This is a genomic window from Kribbella sp. ALI-6-A, from assembly GCF_001984195.1.
Taxonomy (GTDB): domain Bacteria; phylum Actinomycetota; class Actinomycetes; order Propionibacteriales; family Kribbellaceae; genus Kribbella.
On the sequence record NZ_MTQN01000010.1, the window covers coordinates 964,873 to 980,226 of the forward strand.

The window sequence follows — 15,354 nt, forward strand, 5'->3', positions numbered from 1 at the left end:
CATGTGTGGGCGCTACGCGAGCAGCCGGGATCCTGCTGATCTGGTGGTCGAGTTCGAGATCGCCGCGGGCAACGTGAAGGAGTCCGTGCAGGAGCTGCCGGACAACTACAACGTCGCCCCGACCGACCCGGTGATCGCCGTGGTCGAGCGGAAGAACCGCGAGCAGCCCGACCAGGTGGTGCGCAAGCTGACCACGGTCAAGTGGGGACTCGTGCCGTCCTGGGCCAAGGACCCCTCGATCGGCAGCCGGCTGATCAACGCCCGGATGGAGACCGTCGCGGAGAAGCCGGCCTTCAAGAAGGCGTTCGCGACCCGGCGCTGCCTGCTGCCGGCCGACGGCTACTACGAGTGGTACGAGACCGAGCAGAAGAAGAACGGCAAGCCGGTCAAGCAGCCGTACTTCATCCGCCCGACCGACGGCGGCGTCCTGGCGATGGCGGGGCTGTACGAGATCTGGCGCGACAAGTCCGTCGCCGACGCCGACTCCGACGCGGCCTGGCTGTGGACCTGCACGGTGCTCACCACCTCGGCCACCGACGACCTCGGCCGGATCCACGACCGGATGCCGCTGCTGGTCGAGCGTGACCGGTACGACGCCTGGCTCGACCCGCTGTCGTCCGACCCCGACGAGCTGCTCGAGCTGCTGGTCCCGGCTGCGCCGGGCCGGCTCGAGGCGTACGCGGTCTCGAAGGCGGTCAGCTCGGTGAAGAACAACGGTCCGCACCTGGTCGAGCCACTGCCGCCGGACGGTGACGACCCGGCCGATCGCCCCGGCCCGCCGACCGCGGTGCAGGACGATCCGCTGTTCTGAACCCACAAGTCACAGGGTTGACCGTCGAAATGGGGAGAGGTGGGGGACGGGTTGCCGGCTGTGGGCGCGCCGGGTGCGGACGGCGTGGGACGGGCCGCCGCAATGACAGGATGGGCCCGTGACCGACGAACGGATTGTGGCGACACCGCACGGTGAGGCGCGGATCGTCGCGCACCGGGCCCGGCGGCCGGTGGCGACGCTGGCCCTCGGTCACGGCGCGGGCGGTGGCATCGAGTCCGGCGACCTGGCCGCGCTGGCGGCCCGGCTGCCGAAGCAGGACATCAACGTGTTCCTGATCGAGCAGCCCTGGCGCCGGGCCGGCCGGAAGCTCGCGCCGGCGCCGAAGATCCTGGACGAGTCCTGGATCGCGATCATCGGCCAGCTGCGGATCCGCACCCCGCTGGTCCTGGGCGGCCGGTCCGCGGGGGCGCGGGTGGCCTGCCGGACGGCGACCGGGCTGGGGGCTTCCGGCGTACTGGCGCTGTCGTTCCCGCTGCACCCGCCGGGCAAGCCGGACAAGTCGCGGGTCGACGAGCTCCAGGCGGCCGGGCTGCCGACGCTGGTCGTGCAGGGGGAGAAGGACCCGTTCGGTACGCCGGAGGAGTTCCCACCGCTGACCGAGATGGCCGTCGTACCGGACGCCGACCACGGCTTCAAGGTGCCGAAACGGGCCGAGCTCACCCAGCAGGAGTCCTACGAGCTCCTGGTCGAAGCCGTCTTCGAATGGGTGTCGCGAGAAGTCTCGGGCTAGTCCGCCACGCCGGGAATGAGGGCGCCGGCAGGCGTGTTGTGACGGGCATGACGGTAACGAGCCTGGACAGAGCGCCGAGTTCTGGGGTCGCCCCGGTATTCTCGATCACGATGCCGACATCGACGACCACCGAGACTCCCGAGCAGCGGACCGAGCGCTTCGAGCGCGAGGCGCTGCCTTTCCTCGACCAGATGTACGCCGCGGCGATGCGGATGACGCGTAATCCGTCCGACGCCGAGGACCTGGTCCAGGACACCTTCGCGAAGGCGTACAGCTCGTTCCACCAGTTCACGCCCGGGACCAACCTGAAGGCGTGGCTGTACCGGATCCTGACCAACACCTTCATCAACGGTTACCGCAAGCGACAGCGTCAGCCCACGCAGTCGCCGACCGAGGAGATCGAGGACTGGCAGCTCACCGCCGCCGAGTCGCACACTCCCGGTGGTCTGAAGTCGGCCGAGGCGGTCGCCCTGGAGCATCTGCCCGACTCCGACGTGAAGTCGGCCCTGCAGACGATCCCGGAGGACTTCCGCCTGGCGGTCTACCTGGCCGACGTCGAGGGCTTTGCCTACAAGGAGATCGCGGAGATCATGGGTACGCCGGTCGGTACCGTGATGTCCCGGTTGCACCGCGGCCGGCGCCAGCTACGCGAGCTGCTGGCCGACTACGCCCGCGACCGCGGCCTGATCCCCGCGGCAGACAGCGCGAAGACCGAGGAGGAGTCGTGAGCTGCGGCGAGCACCACGACGTCGACTGCAGCGAGATCCTGCAGCGTGTGTACGTCTTCATCGACAACGAACTCGAAGACGCCACCAGCGACGAGATCCGCCACCACCTGGAAGAGTGCGCCCCCTGCCTCGACCAGTACGACCTCGAGCGCTGCATCAAGAAACTCGTCCACCGCTCCTGCGGCGACGAACAGGCCCCCGACGCGCTCCGCGCCAAGATCCTCACCCGCCTGACCGAGGCCCGCGTGGAGACCGCCAGCCCGGACTGACCCGGCCTGCCTGACGACCGCGACACCCTGGGTGCCGCGGTCGTTCTCATTCGGTCGGGTCGAGAATCTCCCGGAGTTCCTCGGCAGCTCGGCTGATCTGGTGAGCCTCGAAAATCTCCAGCGCCCGCCGGCGCAGGGTGCGGGCCTCCTCTGGTGCGCCGACCGCGTCCTTGATGGTCGCCAGCGTGCCGAGAACGGTTCCCGTACGGAACGTGTCGTGATACTTGCCGGCCAGCTCCAGCGCCTCCTGAGCATGGAGTTCGGCCGCTGCGGGCCGGCCCTGCGCCAGCTCCACCGTGCTGAGGTGTCCCAGCGTTTCGGCCAGGCCGCTGAGATCGTCGAGTCGCCTGAAGTGCTGCGAGGCAACGGTGAGGTGGGCGAGAGCCTCCCCGAACTGGCCCTGCTCCAGGCAGCACACGCCGGCGACCCGTCGGCGCCGGGCGAGTGATCGGACGTTGCCGTCGGCTTCAGCGAGTTCGAAGCTCTCCTGGAAGGCCCGACGGGCGTCGGCCGTTCGGCCGATGCGCTGGTAGAGCGCTCCGAGTGCCAGGCAGTTCGCGCCGACGCCGCCTGAATCGCCGATCTGCCGGCTCAACGCCAGCCCTCGCTCACCCCAGCTGACCGACTCGTCGAGGCGATCGAGCCGCTCGTGGATGTGGCTGAGCGTGGAGCAGCAGCGGGCCATCCCGACGACATCGCCGGCCCGCTCGAAAAGCTCGAAGCTCCGCAGCACCCGCGCCCGGCCGGTGGCGGCGTCACCCTCTTCGACGTCAGGGATGGCACGGTCGTGCTCGAGCCAGCCGGCCGTCGAGGGGTCCTGGTCCGGGTTGGCCGCGGCGATGCCGAGGTCGTAGACCAACCGCATCTTGCTCCAGGAGGCGCGCGCTTCGAGATAACCGAACAGCCCGAGCGCCAGCGAGGGACCGAAGCGCTGCTGCCCACCGGCGACCGCCGCCGCACGACGGTACAGACCCAGCATCGAGTCAAACTCGCTGTCGATCCAGCCGAGAGCCGCCGAGAGGTCTTCGAAGGACGGGACCTCGTTCTCGTCCAGCTGTTCGGTGGGGTGACGTGTGCTCCACGGATGGGTGATGCGGTGCACCCGCCACGCCGCAGCGACGTAGAGCTTCAGTCCACGCTCGATGGCGGCGTCGCGTTCGGCCTGGCGGTGCGGTGCTGCCAGCCGTTCCCCGGCATAAGTCCTGAGCAAGTCGTGCAGGCGATAGCTGCGAGGTCCGATGGAGTCGAGCAAATGCAGATCGACGAGGCGTTCCAGCAGCGCCTCGGTGTCGGCCCCGGTCCGGTCGAGGAATCGGGCGACCAGCGGAACAGAGATCTCCGAGCCCTCGGCGAGACTCAGCAGGTCGAAGGCCCTGACCGCCTCCTGGTCGAGGCGGCTTGGGCCGGCCAGCAACTCGTTGATCGATCCGGCGAAGCTCGCCCGTACGCCGGACTGTTCGACCCCCAACTCGTCCAGGCGCCGGTGCTCGTCGGTCAGCTGATCGACGACGTCCTGCAAGTGCCACGTCGGTCGTGCCGCCAATCGGGCCCCGACCAGCCGGAGTGCCAGGGGAAGACCACCGGTCAGGCGAGAGATGTCGCGCGCGGCTTGCTCCTCCGTGGCGAGACGCCGATGGCCGACCATGACGGAGAGCAAGGACAAGGCGTCGTCCTGCGCCATGGCGGACAATCTGATGATTTTGTTGCCGGGCAACGCCGCCAGGAACCGCCGGCTGGTGATGATCGAGGCGCAGTTCGGGTCGCCGGGAATGAGCGGCATCACCTGGCCGATCGTGGTCGCGTCGTCGAGCAGGATCAGCATCCGCCGACCGGCGATTGCTGACCGGTACATCGCGGCCAGCTCGTCGACATCACTGGGAATCGCTCTGGGTGGCACGCCCAGCGACCTCAGGAGCTGACCGAGCGCCGCCGCCGAGCCGAGCGCGCCACCCGGGACGTACCCCCGCAGCTTCACGTACAGCTGGCCGTCCGGGAACTGCTCAGCCGTCAGGTGGCCGGCGTAAACCGCAAGCGCGGTTTTGCCGACTCCGCCCATGCCGGTGACGGTGACAACCGCGCTCGCCTTGCCTCCACCCCGCAGCGCCGCCACGACTTGATCCAGCTCCACCTTCCGGGCCGTGAAGTCGGCGACGGCCGGTGGAAGCTGGCGGGGGACGAGGGAAACCGTGGCCGCGGCATCGTCAGGAGATTCGGCCCGTGGTCTCTGCGTGCGGCCCCTGGCGGCCTGGGCCATCTCGCGGGCGGCTTCGGGGCTCAGCTCCAGCGCGGCTGTCAGTGCCTCGACAGTCGACTGACGTGGGCGGGTCCGGATTCCCCTCTCCAGAAGACCGATGGCCTGCTCGCTCAGTCCGGCTCGCAGGGCCAGCTCCGCTTGGGTCAGACCGGCCGCCGAGCGATGCTCGCGGAGCCGGTCTGCGAACGTGGCACTCATCCGGCGCCGGAGGACATCGGGTTGGCTGCCAGGAGTTCGAGGGCGATGGCCTCGCTGGTGGCGGCTTGGGTGTGCAGCAACCTCGCGGCATCCTGCCAGTGGGTGCGGGCGGTGGCGAGGTCGCCCTTGGCGTGGGTGATGCGGCCGAGCTGGATCAGGACTTCGCCTTCGCGCTGCGGGTTGGACTCGGCGCGGGCGAGTTCGAGACCGATCTGCGCGTGGCCCAGCGCGGTGGCGTAATCGCCCGCGTTGATCTCGACCGCGGCAAGGGTGCAGTAGCTCTCGGAGGCGCCGTTCTTCTCGGAGATTCCGTCGTAGGTCTCGATGCTCTTCAGCAGGAACTCGATGGCCACGTCGCGGCGTCCCGCCTTGGCGTAGGCCTGACCCGCGATTTGGTACCGCTTGGCGGTGGAGCGGACGTTGCCGGTCGCGTTGGCGAGTGCGAGCGCCCGGTTGAAGGAGCGGTCGGCCCGGACAGCGTCACCGCGGCGCAGATAGAGGTTGCCGAGGGCGAGGTAGCTGATGCCGGCGATCGTGTCGTCACCCAGTGTCTGGCTGAGCGCGAGCGCCTCCTCGGCTAGTTCGACGGCCTCGTCCAGCTGGCCCAGCTGCTCCAGAACCCGGCTCAGGGAGGTACAACATCGAGCCTGGCCGGCCACGTCCCCGACAGAGCGGAACAACGTCCGGCTGTGCCGTAAGTGCCGCAGCGCGGGCTGCAGGCGCCCTCGCTCGGCGTCGGGAACGGCGAGGTCGTGCTCCAGCCAGGCGGCGAGGTGCTGGAAGCCGAGTTCGTCCGCGATCTCGCGGCCGATCAGATTGGCGGCTCTCATCTCGGTCCACCGGCCGCGTGGCTCGTGGTACCCGAAAAGGGCCAGAGCTAGCTCGGGCAGCAGTGGCCTCAGGGCCGGCGTACGGCGTGCCTGCTGCACGGCTTCGGCGAGGTTGGAGCGCTCGGTGTCGAGCCATCGCAGCGCTTCGGCGCCGGTGCTGAAGGCCGGTGCGTCGCGCAGGCTGTCGCCGGCCAGGGCGAGCCGATGGCTCTGGGCGTGGGTCAGCTGATGACAGCGCCAGGCAGCACCGGTGTAGAAGGTCAGCACCCGGGACAACGCAGCGGTGCGGACTCCCTCGGACAGCACCTGATCGGCGCGTTCGCGCGCGTAGGCGCGGATCAGGTCGTGGAGGCGGTAGCGGCCGGGCGCCAGCGAGATCAGCAGGTTCAGGTCGACCAGCCGCTCCAGCATCTGCTCGGCGTCCTGCGCGGACACGTCGAGCAGACGGGCGGTGGCCGGGACGAACAGGTCGCTGCCGTTGGGCAGGCCCAACAGGTCGAGGGCAGCGGCTGCTCGCCGGTCGAGCGGCTGGTCACCGGCGGCCAGGAACTCGACCGACGCCGCGATACTGGCCCGTACGCCGGAGTCGCCCGTGCCCAGTTGGTCGAGACGGCGCTGCCCGTCCAGGAGTTGGTTCGTCACGTGCTCGATCGGCCAGCCCGGCCGCGCTGCGAGCCGAGCGCCGATCAGTCGTACGGCCAGCGGCAGGCGGCCGGTGAGCCGGGCGATCGTCCTCGCGGCCGGCGCTTCAGCGGCCACGCGGGCGTCCCCGGCGATCTTGCCGAGCAGCGTGATCGAGTCGGCCTCGGACAGTGGCGCCAAGTTGACTTGCAGGAATCCGGGCAGGGCGGTGAGCCCCCGTCGGCTCGTGACGATCACTGCGGCCCCGGGTGTCCCCGGCACCAACGATCTGACCTGCGCGGCACCGGTCGCGTTGTCGAGCAGGATCAGCACCCGCAACCCTGCCAGCCGCGAGCGGAACAAGGCGGCCGCTTCGTCCACCCCGTCCGGGATCGAGTGACCGTCGACCCCGAGTGAGCGCAGCAGTTGCGCCAAGGCGTCGGCCGGACGGATCGATTCGCCCGGGCCGTAGCCGCGAAGGTCGAGGTAGAGATGGCCGTCCGGATAGTGCTCGGCGGTGAGGTGGGCCGCGTGGACGGCCAGGGAAGTCTTGCCGACTCCGCCCATGCCGGTGACCGCCGCCGTCCGGACTGTGCCCGCGAACTTGTCGCTGGTGAGAACAGTCACCAAGTCGTCAAGCTCGGCAGCCCGGCCGGTGAAGTCGGACAGAGTCGGCGGGAGCTGACGTGGTGCGCTGTCCTTGCCGGTGGGCGCCGCGTCGGCCGCGAAAGATCGAGAGCGCGGGCGGGGCACTCCTCGGGCGGCGTCGGTGAGCCGCTGCTCGGCGTCGAAGTCGAGCCCGAGCGCTTCGGCCAGCGCTTGGACGGTGCTGGGTCGCGGCCGCCGGCGCGTGCCGCGCTCGAGCAGGCTGACGGCCTGCTCGCTCAGACCGGCCTTCTCGGCGAGCGCGCCCTGGGTCAGTCCGGCTGCGGTGCGGAGCTCGCGGAGCAGCTCCCCGAGCGTCACGGGTTCCACCTCGAGTCACCTCCCCATTCACTCGTCCTGGTCGCGGTATACACGCGACAAGAGCTAACTGTAGGAGTGATGGCGATCGTTCGTCGGCGCTTGTCCACAGGCGCGTTGCGCGATTAAGCGAATGTTTGAATATTAGCTGCGAGTAGCCGGGAGTTGACCGTCCGAAGCAAGACCTGTGTGGTAAGTGGTCTTGCCGATACATGTGACCAAATTGCAAAGGACCCCGGCGAAGCCGAGGTCCTTGCTCTGCGTAGCCGCCTGACTCAGGCGTTCGGGCGCTTGCCGTGGTTCGCGCCCTTCTTTTTGCGTGCACGGCGCTTGCGGCCGGTCTTACCCATCAAAAGCCTCCTCGGAACAACTGCAAAGAGTCACAGTCTCTCATATCACGGCCCAGCTTGCGGACCGTGCAGCGAGTTGGTCGCTGGCTTACAGTGTTTCGGCGCACGTCGAATGAGCAAAATTCAGAGAGTCAGCGTTGCGCTGTCGATGCCCCTGGCCCGATTCGTCGGGTTTTCGATACTACGCCGCTGGTCGGAGGTGACTTATCATGACGAGCGACAGCTGGGACTGGTGAAGTCTGCCGTAGCGGAAGACCAGAGGTGACGGCCTAGTGAGAGCTTCGATGCTCCGCCCTGCGGTCGCCGTCATCGCCGCAGCCGCCTCGGTGGTTCTGGTCATGTCATTCACGCGGATCACCATCGATCTTCGCGTTGCAACCCTCGCCTTGCTGATGCTTCTGGGTGGAGCGTTGCGGTTCAGGGTCCTCCCCAACCATCCGGCAGCACTGGACTCCGTCGCATTGGTGGCGGTGTTCGTGATCGCCGGACCCTGGTACGCGGTGGCTGTTGCGGTGTTCGGTTACCTGCCGCAGCTCAGGCAGCCGTCACCTGCCGTCAAACGAATCTTCAACCCGTCGTACCGCGTCCTCGCGGCTGGCGGAGGAGGACTTGCCTACGCCGCGGTCGGGGGACCGGTGGGCGAGGAAGTCTTCCATCACGTACCGATGGCGTTCACCGCGGCGCTGGCCGGCACCATCGGTCATCAGCTGACCAATGCCGCCCTGGTCAGCATCATCTTGTGGCTCGAGGGTCAGGTCCGGGTCGGAGACTTCCTCCGGTCGGTCATCGCCCCGACCTTCCTGCCGATGCTCGGCTACAGCGCGCTCGGAGTCCTGCTGGCCGTGATGTGGATCGGTGGACTCGGATTGTCTGCGTGCTTGCTGGTCGTGGTCCCGCTGATCGTCGTCCGGTGGGCGTTGTCGCAGTACCAGGCCGAGCGAGCGGCACAGGCCGCCACTCTGCGCGCGTTCATCCAGGTGATCGAGACCAAGGACCTCTACACCAGAGGACACTCGGAGCGGGTCAGTACCGGAGTCGGGATGCTCGGCCGGCACCTGCGCCTGCCGGAGGCCCGGCAGAACGCGCTCGAGCACGCCGGCCTCCTGCACGACGTGGGCAAGGTCGGAGTGCCGACCAGCATCATCCGCAAGCCGGGAAAGCTGGACGACGCGGAGATGGACACGATTCGCCTGCATCCTGCCCGGGGAGTCGAGTTGATCGGGAACATCCCGTTCCTCGAGGAAGTGAAATCCGCCGTCCTGCACCACCACGAGAAGTACGACGGCACCGGGTACCCGGCGGGGCTCAGTGGGACCAACATCCCGTACTTCGCGCGGATCATCGGCATCGTGGACGCCTTCGACTGCTTGACCTCGACCCGGTCCTACCGGCCGGCGCGGGGCATCGAGGAGACGCTGGCGATCCTGGAGCAGGACCGCTACTCACACTTCGATCCACAGTTGGTCGATGCCTTCGTCACCGTCATCAGGACGCACGGCTGGACCGCGGCGGCCGCCGAACAGCCGCAGCCGGACGCGACCGTAGAGGCCACCATCGACCACGACGACCTCAGTCTCGGCAGCAGCGGCGGAGCCGCCGGATCGGCGGCCGGACCGTGATCCTGGCGGGAGAGACCGACGGCCTGGAGTCACGCAAGCTGAGCAGTGGAGTGGTGATCGTCGTCGCCTGCGGCACGATCGGCCTGATCGCGCTCTTCATCACCGCACGACGGGGATTGACCGAGTGGCCGTTCGCGCTGGCTTTCGGACTGCTTGTGGCGGTTGGAGAGATGGTGCAGTTCCGGGTCGACCGGAGCCGCAACAGGGCACCGATCGCCACCAGTGCGGCCCTCGGATACATGATGTTGCGCGGGCCCGCACTGCAGGTGCCGCCTGACCTCGCCCAGATCGTCGCGGTCACCGGGATCGCCACCTTGCTCGGAATTCTGCCCCGAGCGGTGGCAGGCCTCGGCTGGGACCTGGTGATCTCCAGCCGGCGGGTGCTGTCGGTGGCCTGCGCCGCTGCCGTGTTCACCCTGATCACACCGGACAGCCTGTCGTGGAACGGGTCCTGGACCCATGCCCTGCCGCTGGCAAGCACGATGCTGCTCGCCGTGCTGTCCGCCGGGATCGTCGACGCCGTGGTGGGCGCCGGTCAGACCACGGAACGCTACAACCGGCCGTTCCCGGCCGCGCTGCGCGACGAACTCGTCGTGATGGGGCGGATCGGGATGGCGATGGCGATCAGTGGAGTACTGCTCGCAGCGGGGACGTCGCTGCTGGGCCTGTGGGCTCCACCGCTGGTGATCGTGCCGCTGCTGCTGACCCAGTTCGCGTTCCGGCGGTTCGCTGCCGCGCAGCGGACGTACCGGGCGACGGTGCGGTCGATGGCGCGGAGTACGGAGATCGCGGGGTTCAGCAGTCCCGGGCAGAACGCGCGGACGGCGAGTCTCGCGGTGGCGCTCGGCAATGACCTCGGCCTGCGGCCGGATCGGATGGAGGCCTTGGAGTACGCCGCGTTGCTGTCGGGCGTCGGGCAGCTGGCGCTGGCCGATCCGAGTCCCGGTGGTGCTTCTTTGCTGCGGAACCGGGAGGAGCGGCAGCGGGCCGCCGAGATCGGGGCCTCGGTGATCGAGCGGTCCGGAGTGCTCGATCATGTGGCCGAGATCGTTCGGCATTCCAACGATCCCTATCGGCACGGGCGGGCGAACAACTCGCAGATTCCGGTGGAGAGCGGGATCGTGAACGTCGCGCTCGCTTACGAGCAGTTGGTGGGCGAGGGCACGGGGCAGAGCCCGGACAAGGCGATGGAGTCGATCGGGCTGGGGATCGGGGCGGAGTACGACCCGGTGGTGGTGGAGTCGCTGCGGCGCGTGGTCGGGCGCGGGTTTCGGTTCTAGGAATCAGCCGGTCAGGAGCGGTGTCCCAGCTCTGCCCAGGTCGGTGCTGACTCGGCCGGGATGCGCCCCGTACCGCCGAGGCCGGCGTACAGGAGGAGGCCGGCGCCGGCGGCGATCAGGACGTCGCCAGGGCTGACGGCCTGGCCGAGCCAGGGCAGGGCGACGGGGACGACGTCGCCGAGCCATGGGAGCAGGGTGTGCGGCCCGGAGAGCTCGTGGCGTGGGTCGTCGACGAAGCTGTCGAGGCCGGCGCGGGACAGCGCGGTGCGGGAGACCGGCATCGCGCCGTTCAGGGCGACGACGAAGGCGTTGGCGGTGAAGCCGAGGGCCAGGAGGGCGACGCCGGGGCGGCGGAGGTTCTGGCGCAGGAAGACCGCGATGCAGACCGCCGAGCCGATCAGGCCGACCGGGTGGGCGATGCCGCCGGTGACCGAGCCGAGCAGCTGACCGGTGGCGGCGGCCGCGAGCCAGTGCAGGCCGGACAGAGTGTTGTCGGCGAGGGAGACGAAGCGGCCGCCGGTGAGCAACGCCGCTCCGGCGGCCAGCACCATCACGAGGAGGACCAGCAGCACGTTCGCGATTCTGCCCCGCCGGTTGCCCGAATCCGGGCACCGCCGTGCTTCCGAGCGTGTCGAAACGACCGCACAGCGTGACGGACGGCCTCCCTCGAGGGGAGACCGCCCGTCGTCAGAGCCCCGCCAGGTCAGGGTTTCGCGGCCGCCGGGCCGGTCCCGCCCTCGTCCAGCAGCTCGTCCAGGTCCTTCACGCCCGGGTCCCCGGCGTCGGCCAGGTAGTCGGTCTTGTGCGTGAAGTCCTTGCCCTCGGCGACCTTCAGCGCCCGCAGGATCAAGGTCAGCACGACCACCACGATCAGGTTGATCCCGAACGCCGTCAGCCCGATGTAGACCTGCGTGTCGGTGAACGGCACGTTCGCCAGCGAGCCGCCGAAGTGCTTGCCGGTCGCCGGGTTCACCACGTTGTACGCCGTGATCGTGCCCCAGACCATGCCGACCGCCCAGCCGGCCAGCAGCGCCCAGTGGTGGAACCACCGGGTGAACAGGCCGACCACGATCGCCGGGAAGGTCTGCAGGATCCAGATGCCACCGAGCAGCTGCAGGTTCAGCGAGATCGTCTTGTCCATGCCGAGCACGAAGACCAGCGCACCGAACTTCACCAGCAGCGACGCGAGCTTGGAGACCTTCGCCTCCTGGGCCGGCGTCGCGTCCCGCTTCAGGAAGTCGCGGTAGATGTTGCGGGTGAACAGGTTCGCCGCCGCGATCGACATGATCGCCGCCGGCACCAGCGCGCCGACCGCGATCGCCGCGAACGCGATGCCCGCGAACCAGGCCGGGAACTCCTGGTCGAACAGCCGCGGGATGGCCAGCTGCGGGTTGGCCAGGCCGTCCAGGCCCTTGATGTCGACGTTCGCCTTGATCGCCATGAAGCCGAGCAGCGCGAGCAGCCCGAGCAGCAGCGAGTACGCCGGCAGGATCGCCGCGTTGCGCCGGACCACGTTGCGGTTCTTGGTCGACAGCACGGCGGTCACCGAGTGCGGGTACATGAACAGCGCCAGCGCCGATCCCAGCGCCAGCGTCCAGTACGCCGAGTAGCCGGCCTCACCCGGGATGAACGAGCCGACCGGTTTGCCGGTGGTCGGCGAGGTGGACTCCATCTTGGTCTTCGCGGCGTCGAAGATGCTGTCCCAGCCGCCGAGCTGGCCCGGCAGGTAGAGGATCGCGGCACCGATCACCAGGTAGATCAGGCCGTCCTTGACGAACGCGATCATCGCCGGCGCGCGCAGACCGGAGGAGTAGGTGTAGGCCGCGAGCACGGCGAACGCGATCAGCAGCGGCAGGTCCTTGGCCAGCAGGTTGTCGCCGCCGAGTCCCATCGTCTCGAAGACGGCCTGCATGCCGACCAGCTGCAGCGCGATGTAGGGCATCGTCGCGAGGATGCCGGTGACCGCCACCGCGAGCGACAGCGCGCGGCTGCCGTAGCGGCCGCCGACGAAGTCGGCCGGCGTCACGTAGCCGTTGCGGTGCGAGACCGACCACAACCGGGACATGAACACGAAGATGATCGGGTAAACCACGATCGTGTAGGGCACCGCGAAGAAGCCGCTGATGGCGCCGGTCGCGTACATCGCGGCGGGCACCGCGACGAACGTGTACGCCGTGTAGAGGTCGCCGCCGAGCAGGAACCAGGTGATGAAGGTGCCGAAGCCCCGCCCGCCCAGACCCCACTCGTCGAGGCTGTCCAGCTCACCGGTCCTGCGCCAGCGCGCCGCCATGAACCCCATCACGGTCACCGCGACGAAGATCAGCACGACGATGGTCAGCTGGACCCACTCGACGTTCTTCACCGGTCACCCTCCTTGTCGGCGCTCAGCCCTTCGGCGGCGCGGCGTTTGCGTTCCTCGTGGATCACCAGCCGGTAGGAGATGCTGACCGCGATCGCGGACAGGAACACCCACAGGAACTGGTACCAGTAGAAGAACGGGAATCCCCACAGCCGGGGTTCGTCTCTGGCGTAGGTGGAGACCAGGAGAGGCACCACGACTGAAGCCGCCAGCAGAACGCCGGCGATCCAGAACGCGGGTCTCACCGCGGACAGCTTGGACACAGCAACCTCCTCGGGGACACGGGCGGGCGCAACGGAGAACGCTACCGGTCGGTGCCGGACAGCGACTAGACATAGGGGGAGATCGATGGACAACGAGACCGCCTGGCGGGTACGCAGCGTCGTGCTGTCCACGCTCTTCGTCCTGGTGGTTGCCGTGCCGCTCTATCCCGAGCTGTTCGGGCTGGACGAGGTGACGCCGCTGCCGCAGCTGGTCGCGTTCCGGCCGCAGCTGCTGGCGCTCGTGCTGGTGCTTGCCCTGCTGATGCTGCTGCGACGCAGCTGGCGGCTGGCGTCGGCCCTCGTCGTCGGGCTGGTGCTGACCGGAGCGGCGCTGACCGCGCCGCGGGCGATCTCCGACCCGCACCCGCCCGAGCCCGGCTCGCGCGCGCTGATCGTGATGGTCGCGAACGTGCTCGGCGGTGGTGCCGACCCCGAGCAGGTGGCGAAGCTGATCCGGACCCAGCGGCCCGACCTGGTGTCGTTGCCCGAGGCCCAGGTCGACGTCCGGGAGCGGATCGAGCAGGAGCTGCGCGGCCTTGGTTACAACGGGTACACGGTGCAGGCGAACTCCGCGCCGGAGAGCGCGACCAGCGTGCTGGTGTCGGCCACGCTCGGCAAGGTCCAGTTCACCGCGGACACCCTCGACCCCGGCCGGGTGAGCGCCGGCCTGCCCAGTCCGGAGCCGCAGACCGGCAAGCCCGAGCCGGGCCAGGCCGGTGTGATCCAGCAGACGACCACCCGGTTCGGGCACATCGTGGTGACCGGTGGAACGCTCGGAGATCTGCGGCTGATCGCCTACCACGGCTATCCGCCGCTGCCGTCCGAGATGGCCGCCTGGAAGCAGGACCTCGTCGTACTGCGCAAGTGGTGCGCGTCCGAGGTACCGACGATCGTGGCCGGTGACTTCAACGCGACCACCGACCACGCGGACTTCCGGGACGCGCTCGGGCGGAACTGCCGCAGCGTCGGGCCCGCCGTGGGGGAGGGCCTGCAGGGGACGTGGCCGGCGAACCGGCCGGCGTTCGTCCGGACGCAGATCGACCACGTCGTCGCCGGCGTCGGAGTCGAACCGAGCCGGTTCAAGACCTACGAGCTCGACGGCACCGACCACCGCGCGGTGATCGCGGCGGTCGCCGTCCGGAAGTCTTAGCTGGGTGCCGGTGCCGGGCGGTAGATGTACGGCTGGGAGGCGCGGACGGCCTCGGTGACCATCAGCAGCAGGTCGGCGCGGGACTCGATCGGGCGGCCGAACAGGTCGTCGTCGCCGGGGATCGGGAAGCCCTTCACGCCGATCGCGAGCTGACTGAGCAACACGTGCAGTACGCCGCGGGCGTTGAACACGTTGGGCGTCGGCCACTCCGGCAGCGTCTCGTGCATCATCGGCTGCTGCGCGGCGGTCGCGGCGATCGGCTTCAGCCAGCGTTCGAGCTCGTCGCTGCTCAGCATGTTGCGGTGCAGGATCGTCATCACCGCGTGCGCGACCCGGTCGTGCTCCTCGTGCACCCAGCGGTACGGGGTGTCCTTGACGATGCGGTCGGCCAGTACGTCGAGCAGCGCGCGCAGCACGCCCGCGTCGCAGTGCCGGGACCGCGCCAGCGCGCCGATCGCGTCGGCGCCGTGGGCGACCGCGTGCGCCCAGCCGCAGTCGGCGACGTACCCGCGCAGGTCGCGCTCGCGCAGCAACCAGGTGGCCAGCCGGTCACCCCAGCGCATCACCACCTCGTCGTGCACCAGGAACTCGGCGTTGTCGCGGTGGATCACCTCGGCCAGCGTCAGCGCGGTGAAGGAGCGCCGGAAGACCGTGTCGGTGCCGTCCTCGCCCAGGCCGTAGTTCAGGCCGGCGCACAGCCCGTCACCGAAGCCGGGCAGCAGGTCGTCGTACACGCCGCGCTCGAGCCAGGTCGCCAGCGTCGGATACGCCAGGGCGTCGCGGATCTGCGGGTTGGTACTGGCCAGGCCACGGACGAGCTCCTCGGTGAGGTCGGTCAGCGCACGGTCGTGCGGGACCGCATAGTCCGCGGCCATCACGTCCTGCCAGTACGACGTCGACTCCACCGA

Annotated in this window: 14 protein-coding genes; 7 read left to right on the forward strand and 7 right to left on the reverse strand. The window is 69.1% G+C overall.

The window, feature by feature from the left end; genetic code table 11:
- Position 1: 1 nt before the first annotated feature.
- The 4 genes from BWI15_RS18910 (at position 2) to rsrA (ending at position 2,559) form a co-directional block, all read left to right on the forward strand.
- Complete coding sequence (locus BWI15_RS18910; RefSeq protein ID WP_077015696.1) at positions 2–811, forward strand: SOS response-associated peptidase; 810 nt, start codon at positions 2–4, stop codon at positions 809–811.
- Between the two features lie 118 nt (positions 812–929).
- Positions 930–1,562: an alpha/beta hydrolase family protein gene (locus BWI15_RS18915; protein WP_077015697.1), complete on the forward strand. Its 633-nt coding sequence runs from the start codon at positions 930–932 to the stop codon at positions 1,560–1,562.
- Between the two features lie 110 nt (positions 1,563–1,672).
- The gene (locus tag BWI15_RS18920; RefSeq protein WP_077015698.1) at positions 1,673–2,290 is read left to right on the forward strand and encodes a sigma-70 family RNA polymerase sigma factor; all 618 of its coding nucleotides are present in this window, start codon (positions 1,673–1,675) and stop codon (positions 2,288–2,290) included.
- On the forward strand, positions 2,287–2,559 hold the full coding sequence (gene rsrA / locus BWI15_RS18925) for a mycothiol system anti-sigma-R factor (protein ID WP_077015699.1): 273 nt from the start codon (positions 2,287–2,289) through the stop codon (positions 2,557–2,559). Before BWI15_RS18920 ends, rsrA begins: the two co-directional genes overlap by 4 nt.
- 46 nt (positions 2,560–2,605) lie before the next feature.
- Here the strand turns inward: rsrA and BWI15_RS18930 are convergent, their stop codons facing one another.
- The 3 genes from BWI15_RS18930 to BWI15_RS40740 form a co-directional block, all read right to left on the reverse strand.
- Positions 2,606–5,011, reverse strand: a complete 2,406-nt coding sequence (locus tag BWI15_RS18930) for a helix-turn-helix domain-containing protein (protein WP_077015700.1) — start codon at positions 5,009–5,011, stop codon at positions 2,606–2,608.
- On the reverse strand, positions 5,008–7,437 hold the full coding sequence (locus BWI15_RS18935) for a tetratricopeptide repeat protein (RefSeq protein WP_077015701.1): 2,430 nt from the start codon (positions 7,435–7,437) through the stop codon (positions 5,008–5,010). The genes BWI15_RS18930 and BWI15_RS18935 overlap by 4 nt, the downstream gene beginning before the upstream one ends.
- Positions 7,438–7,700: 263 nt before the next feature.
- On the reverse strand, positions 7,701–7,775 hold the full coding sequence (locus BWI15_RS40740; RefSeq protein WP_369759046.1) for a 50S ribosomal protein bL37: 75 nt from the start codon (positions 7,773–7,775) through the stop codon (positions 7,701–7,703).
- Positions 7,776–8,113: 338 nt separating this feature from the next.
- On the opposite strand from BWI15_RS40740, the gene BWI15_RS18940 reads away from it, so the two are divergent.
- Positions 8,114–9,394: an HD-GYP domain-containing protein gene (locus BWI15_RS18940; protein ID WP_237771352.1), complete on the forward strand. Its 1,281-nt coding sequence runs from the start codon at positions 8,114–8,116 to the stop codon at positions 9,392–9,394.
- Positions 9,391–10,674, forward strand: a complete 1,284-nt coding sequence (locus BWI15_RS18945) for an HD-GYP domain-containing protein (RefSeq protein ID WP_168197340.1) — start codon at positions 9,391–9,393, stop codon at positions 10,672–10,674. The genes BWI15_RS18940 and BWI15_RS18945 overlap by 4 nt, the downstream gene beginning before the upstream one ends.
- A gap of 11 nt (positions 10,675–10,685) precedes the next feature.
- Here the strand turns inward: BWI15_RS18945 and BWI15_RS18950 are convergent, their stop codons facing one another.
- The 3 genes from BWI15_RS18950 to BWI15_RS18960 all read right to left on the reverse strand — a co-directional run bounded on the left by BWI15_RS18950 (position 10,686) and on the right by BWI15_RS18960 (position 13,296).
- Positions 10,686–11,246 (reverse strand): DUF5317 family protein, encoded by a 561-nt coding sequence (locus BWI15_RS18950; RefSeq protein WP_237771353.1) that lies wholly within the window; start codon positions 11,244–11,246, stop codon positions 10,686–10,688.
- 131 nt (positions 11,247–11,377) lie between these two features.
- Positions 11,378–13,036 (reverse strand): monocarboxylate uptake permease MctP, encoded by a 1,659-nt coding sequence (mctP, locus tag BWI15_RS18955; RefSeq protein ID WP_077015703.1) that lies wholly within the window; start codon positions 13,034–13,036, stop codon positions 11,378–11,380.
- On the reverse strand, positions 13,033–13,296 hold the full coding sequence (locus BWI15_RS18960; RefSeq protein WP_077015704.1) for a DUF3311 domain-containing protein: 264 nt from the start codon (positions 13,294–13,296) through the stop codon (positions 13,033–13,035). The genes mctP and BWI15_RS18960 overlap by 4 nt, the downstream gene beginning before the upstream one ends.
- Before the next feature lie 85 nt (positions 13,297–13,381).
- Between BWI15_RS18960 and BWI15_RS18965 the strand changes: the two genes are divergently transcribed.
- On the forward strand, positions 13,382–14,446 hold the full coding sequence (locus BWI15_RS18965; RefSeq protein WP_077015705.1) for an endonuclease/exonuclease/phosphatase family protein: 1,065 nt from the start codon (positions 13,382–13,384) through the stop codon (positions 14,444–14,446).
- Here the strand turns inward: BWI15_RS18965 and BWI15_RS18970 are convergent.
- Positions 14,443–15,351 (reverse strand): DUF2785 domain-containing protein, encoded by a 909-nt coding sequence (locus tag BWI15_RS18970; protein ID WP_077015706.1) that lies wholly within the window; start codon positions 15,349–15,351, stop codon positions 14,443–14,445. The two genes, BWI15_RS18965 and BWI15_RS18970, sit on opposite strands and share 4 nt — an antisense overlap.
- Positions 15,352–15,354: the final 3 nt, after the last annotated feature.

Bases quoted from the DNA above. Each gene is read 5' to 3' on its own strand.
- BWI15_RS18940 (WP_237771352.1), top strand. From the start codon at position 8,114: ATGTCATTCACGCGGATCACCATCGATCTTCGCGTTGCAACCCTCGCC.
- BWI15_RS18930 (WP_077015700.1), bottom strand. From the start codon at position 5,011: ATGAGTGCCACGTTCGCAGACCGGCTCCGCGAGCATCGCTCGGCGGCC.
- BWI15_RS18920 (WP_077015698.1), top strand. From the start codon at position 1,673: ATGCCGACATCGACGACCACCGAGACTCCCGAGCAGCGGACCGAGCGC.
- BWI15_RS18965 (WP_077015705.1), top strand. From the start codon at position 13,382: ATGGACAACGAGACCGCCTGGCGGGTACGCAGCGTCGTGCTGTCCACG.
- BWI15_RS18910 (WP_077015696.1), top strand. From the start codon at position 2: ATGTGTGGGCGCTACGCGAGCAGCCGGGATCCTGCTGATCTGGTGGTC.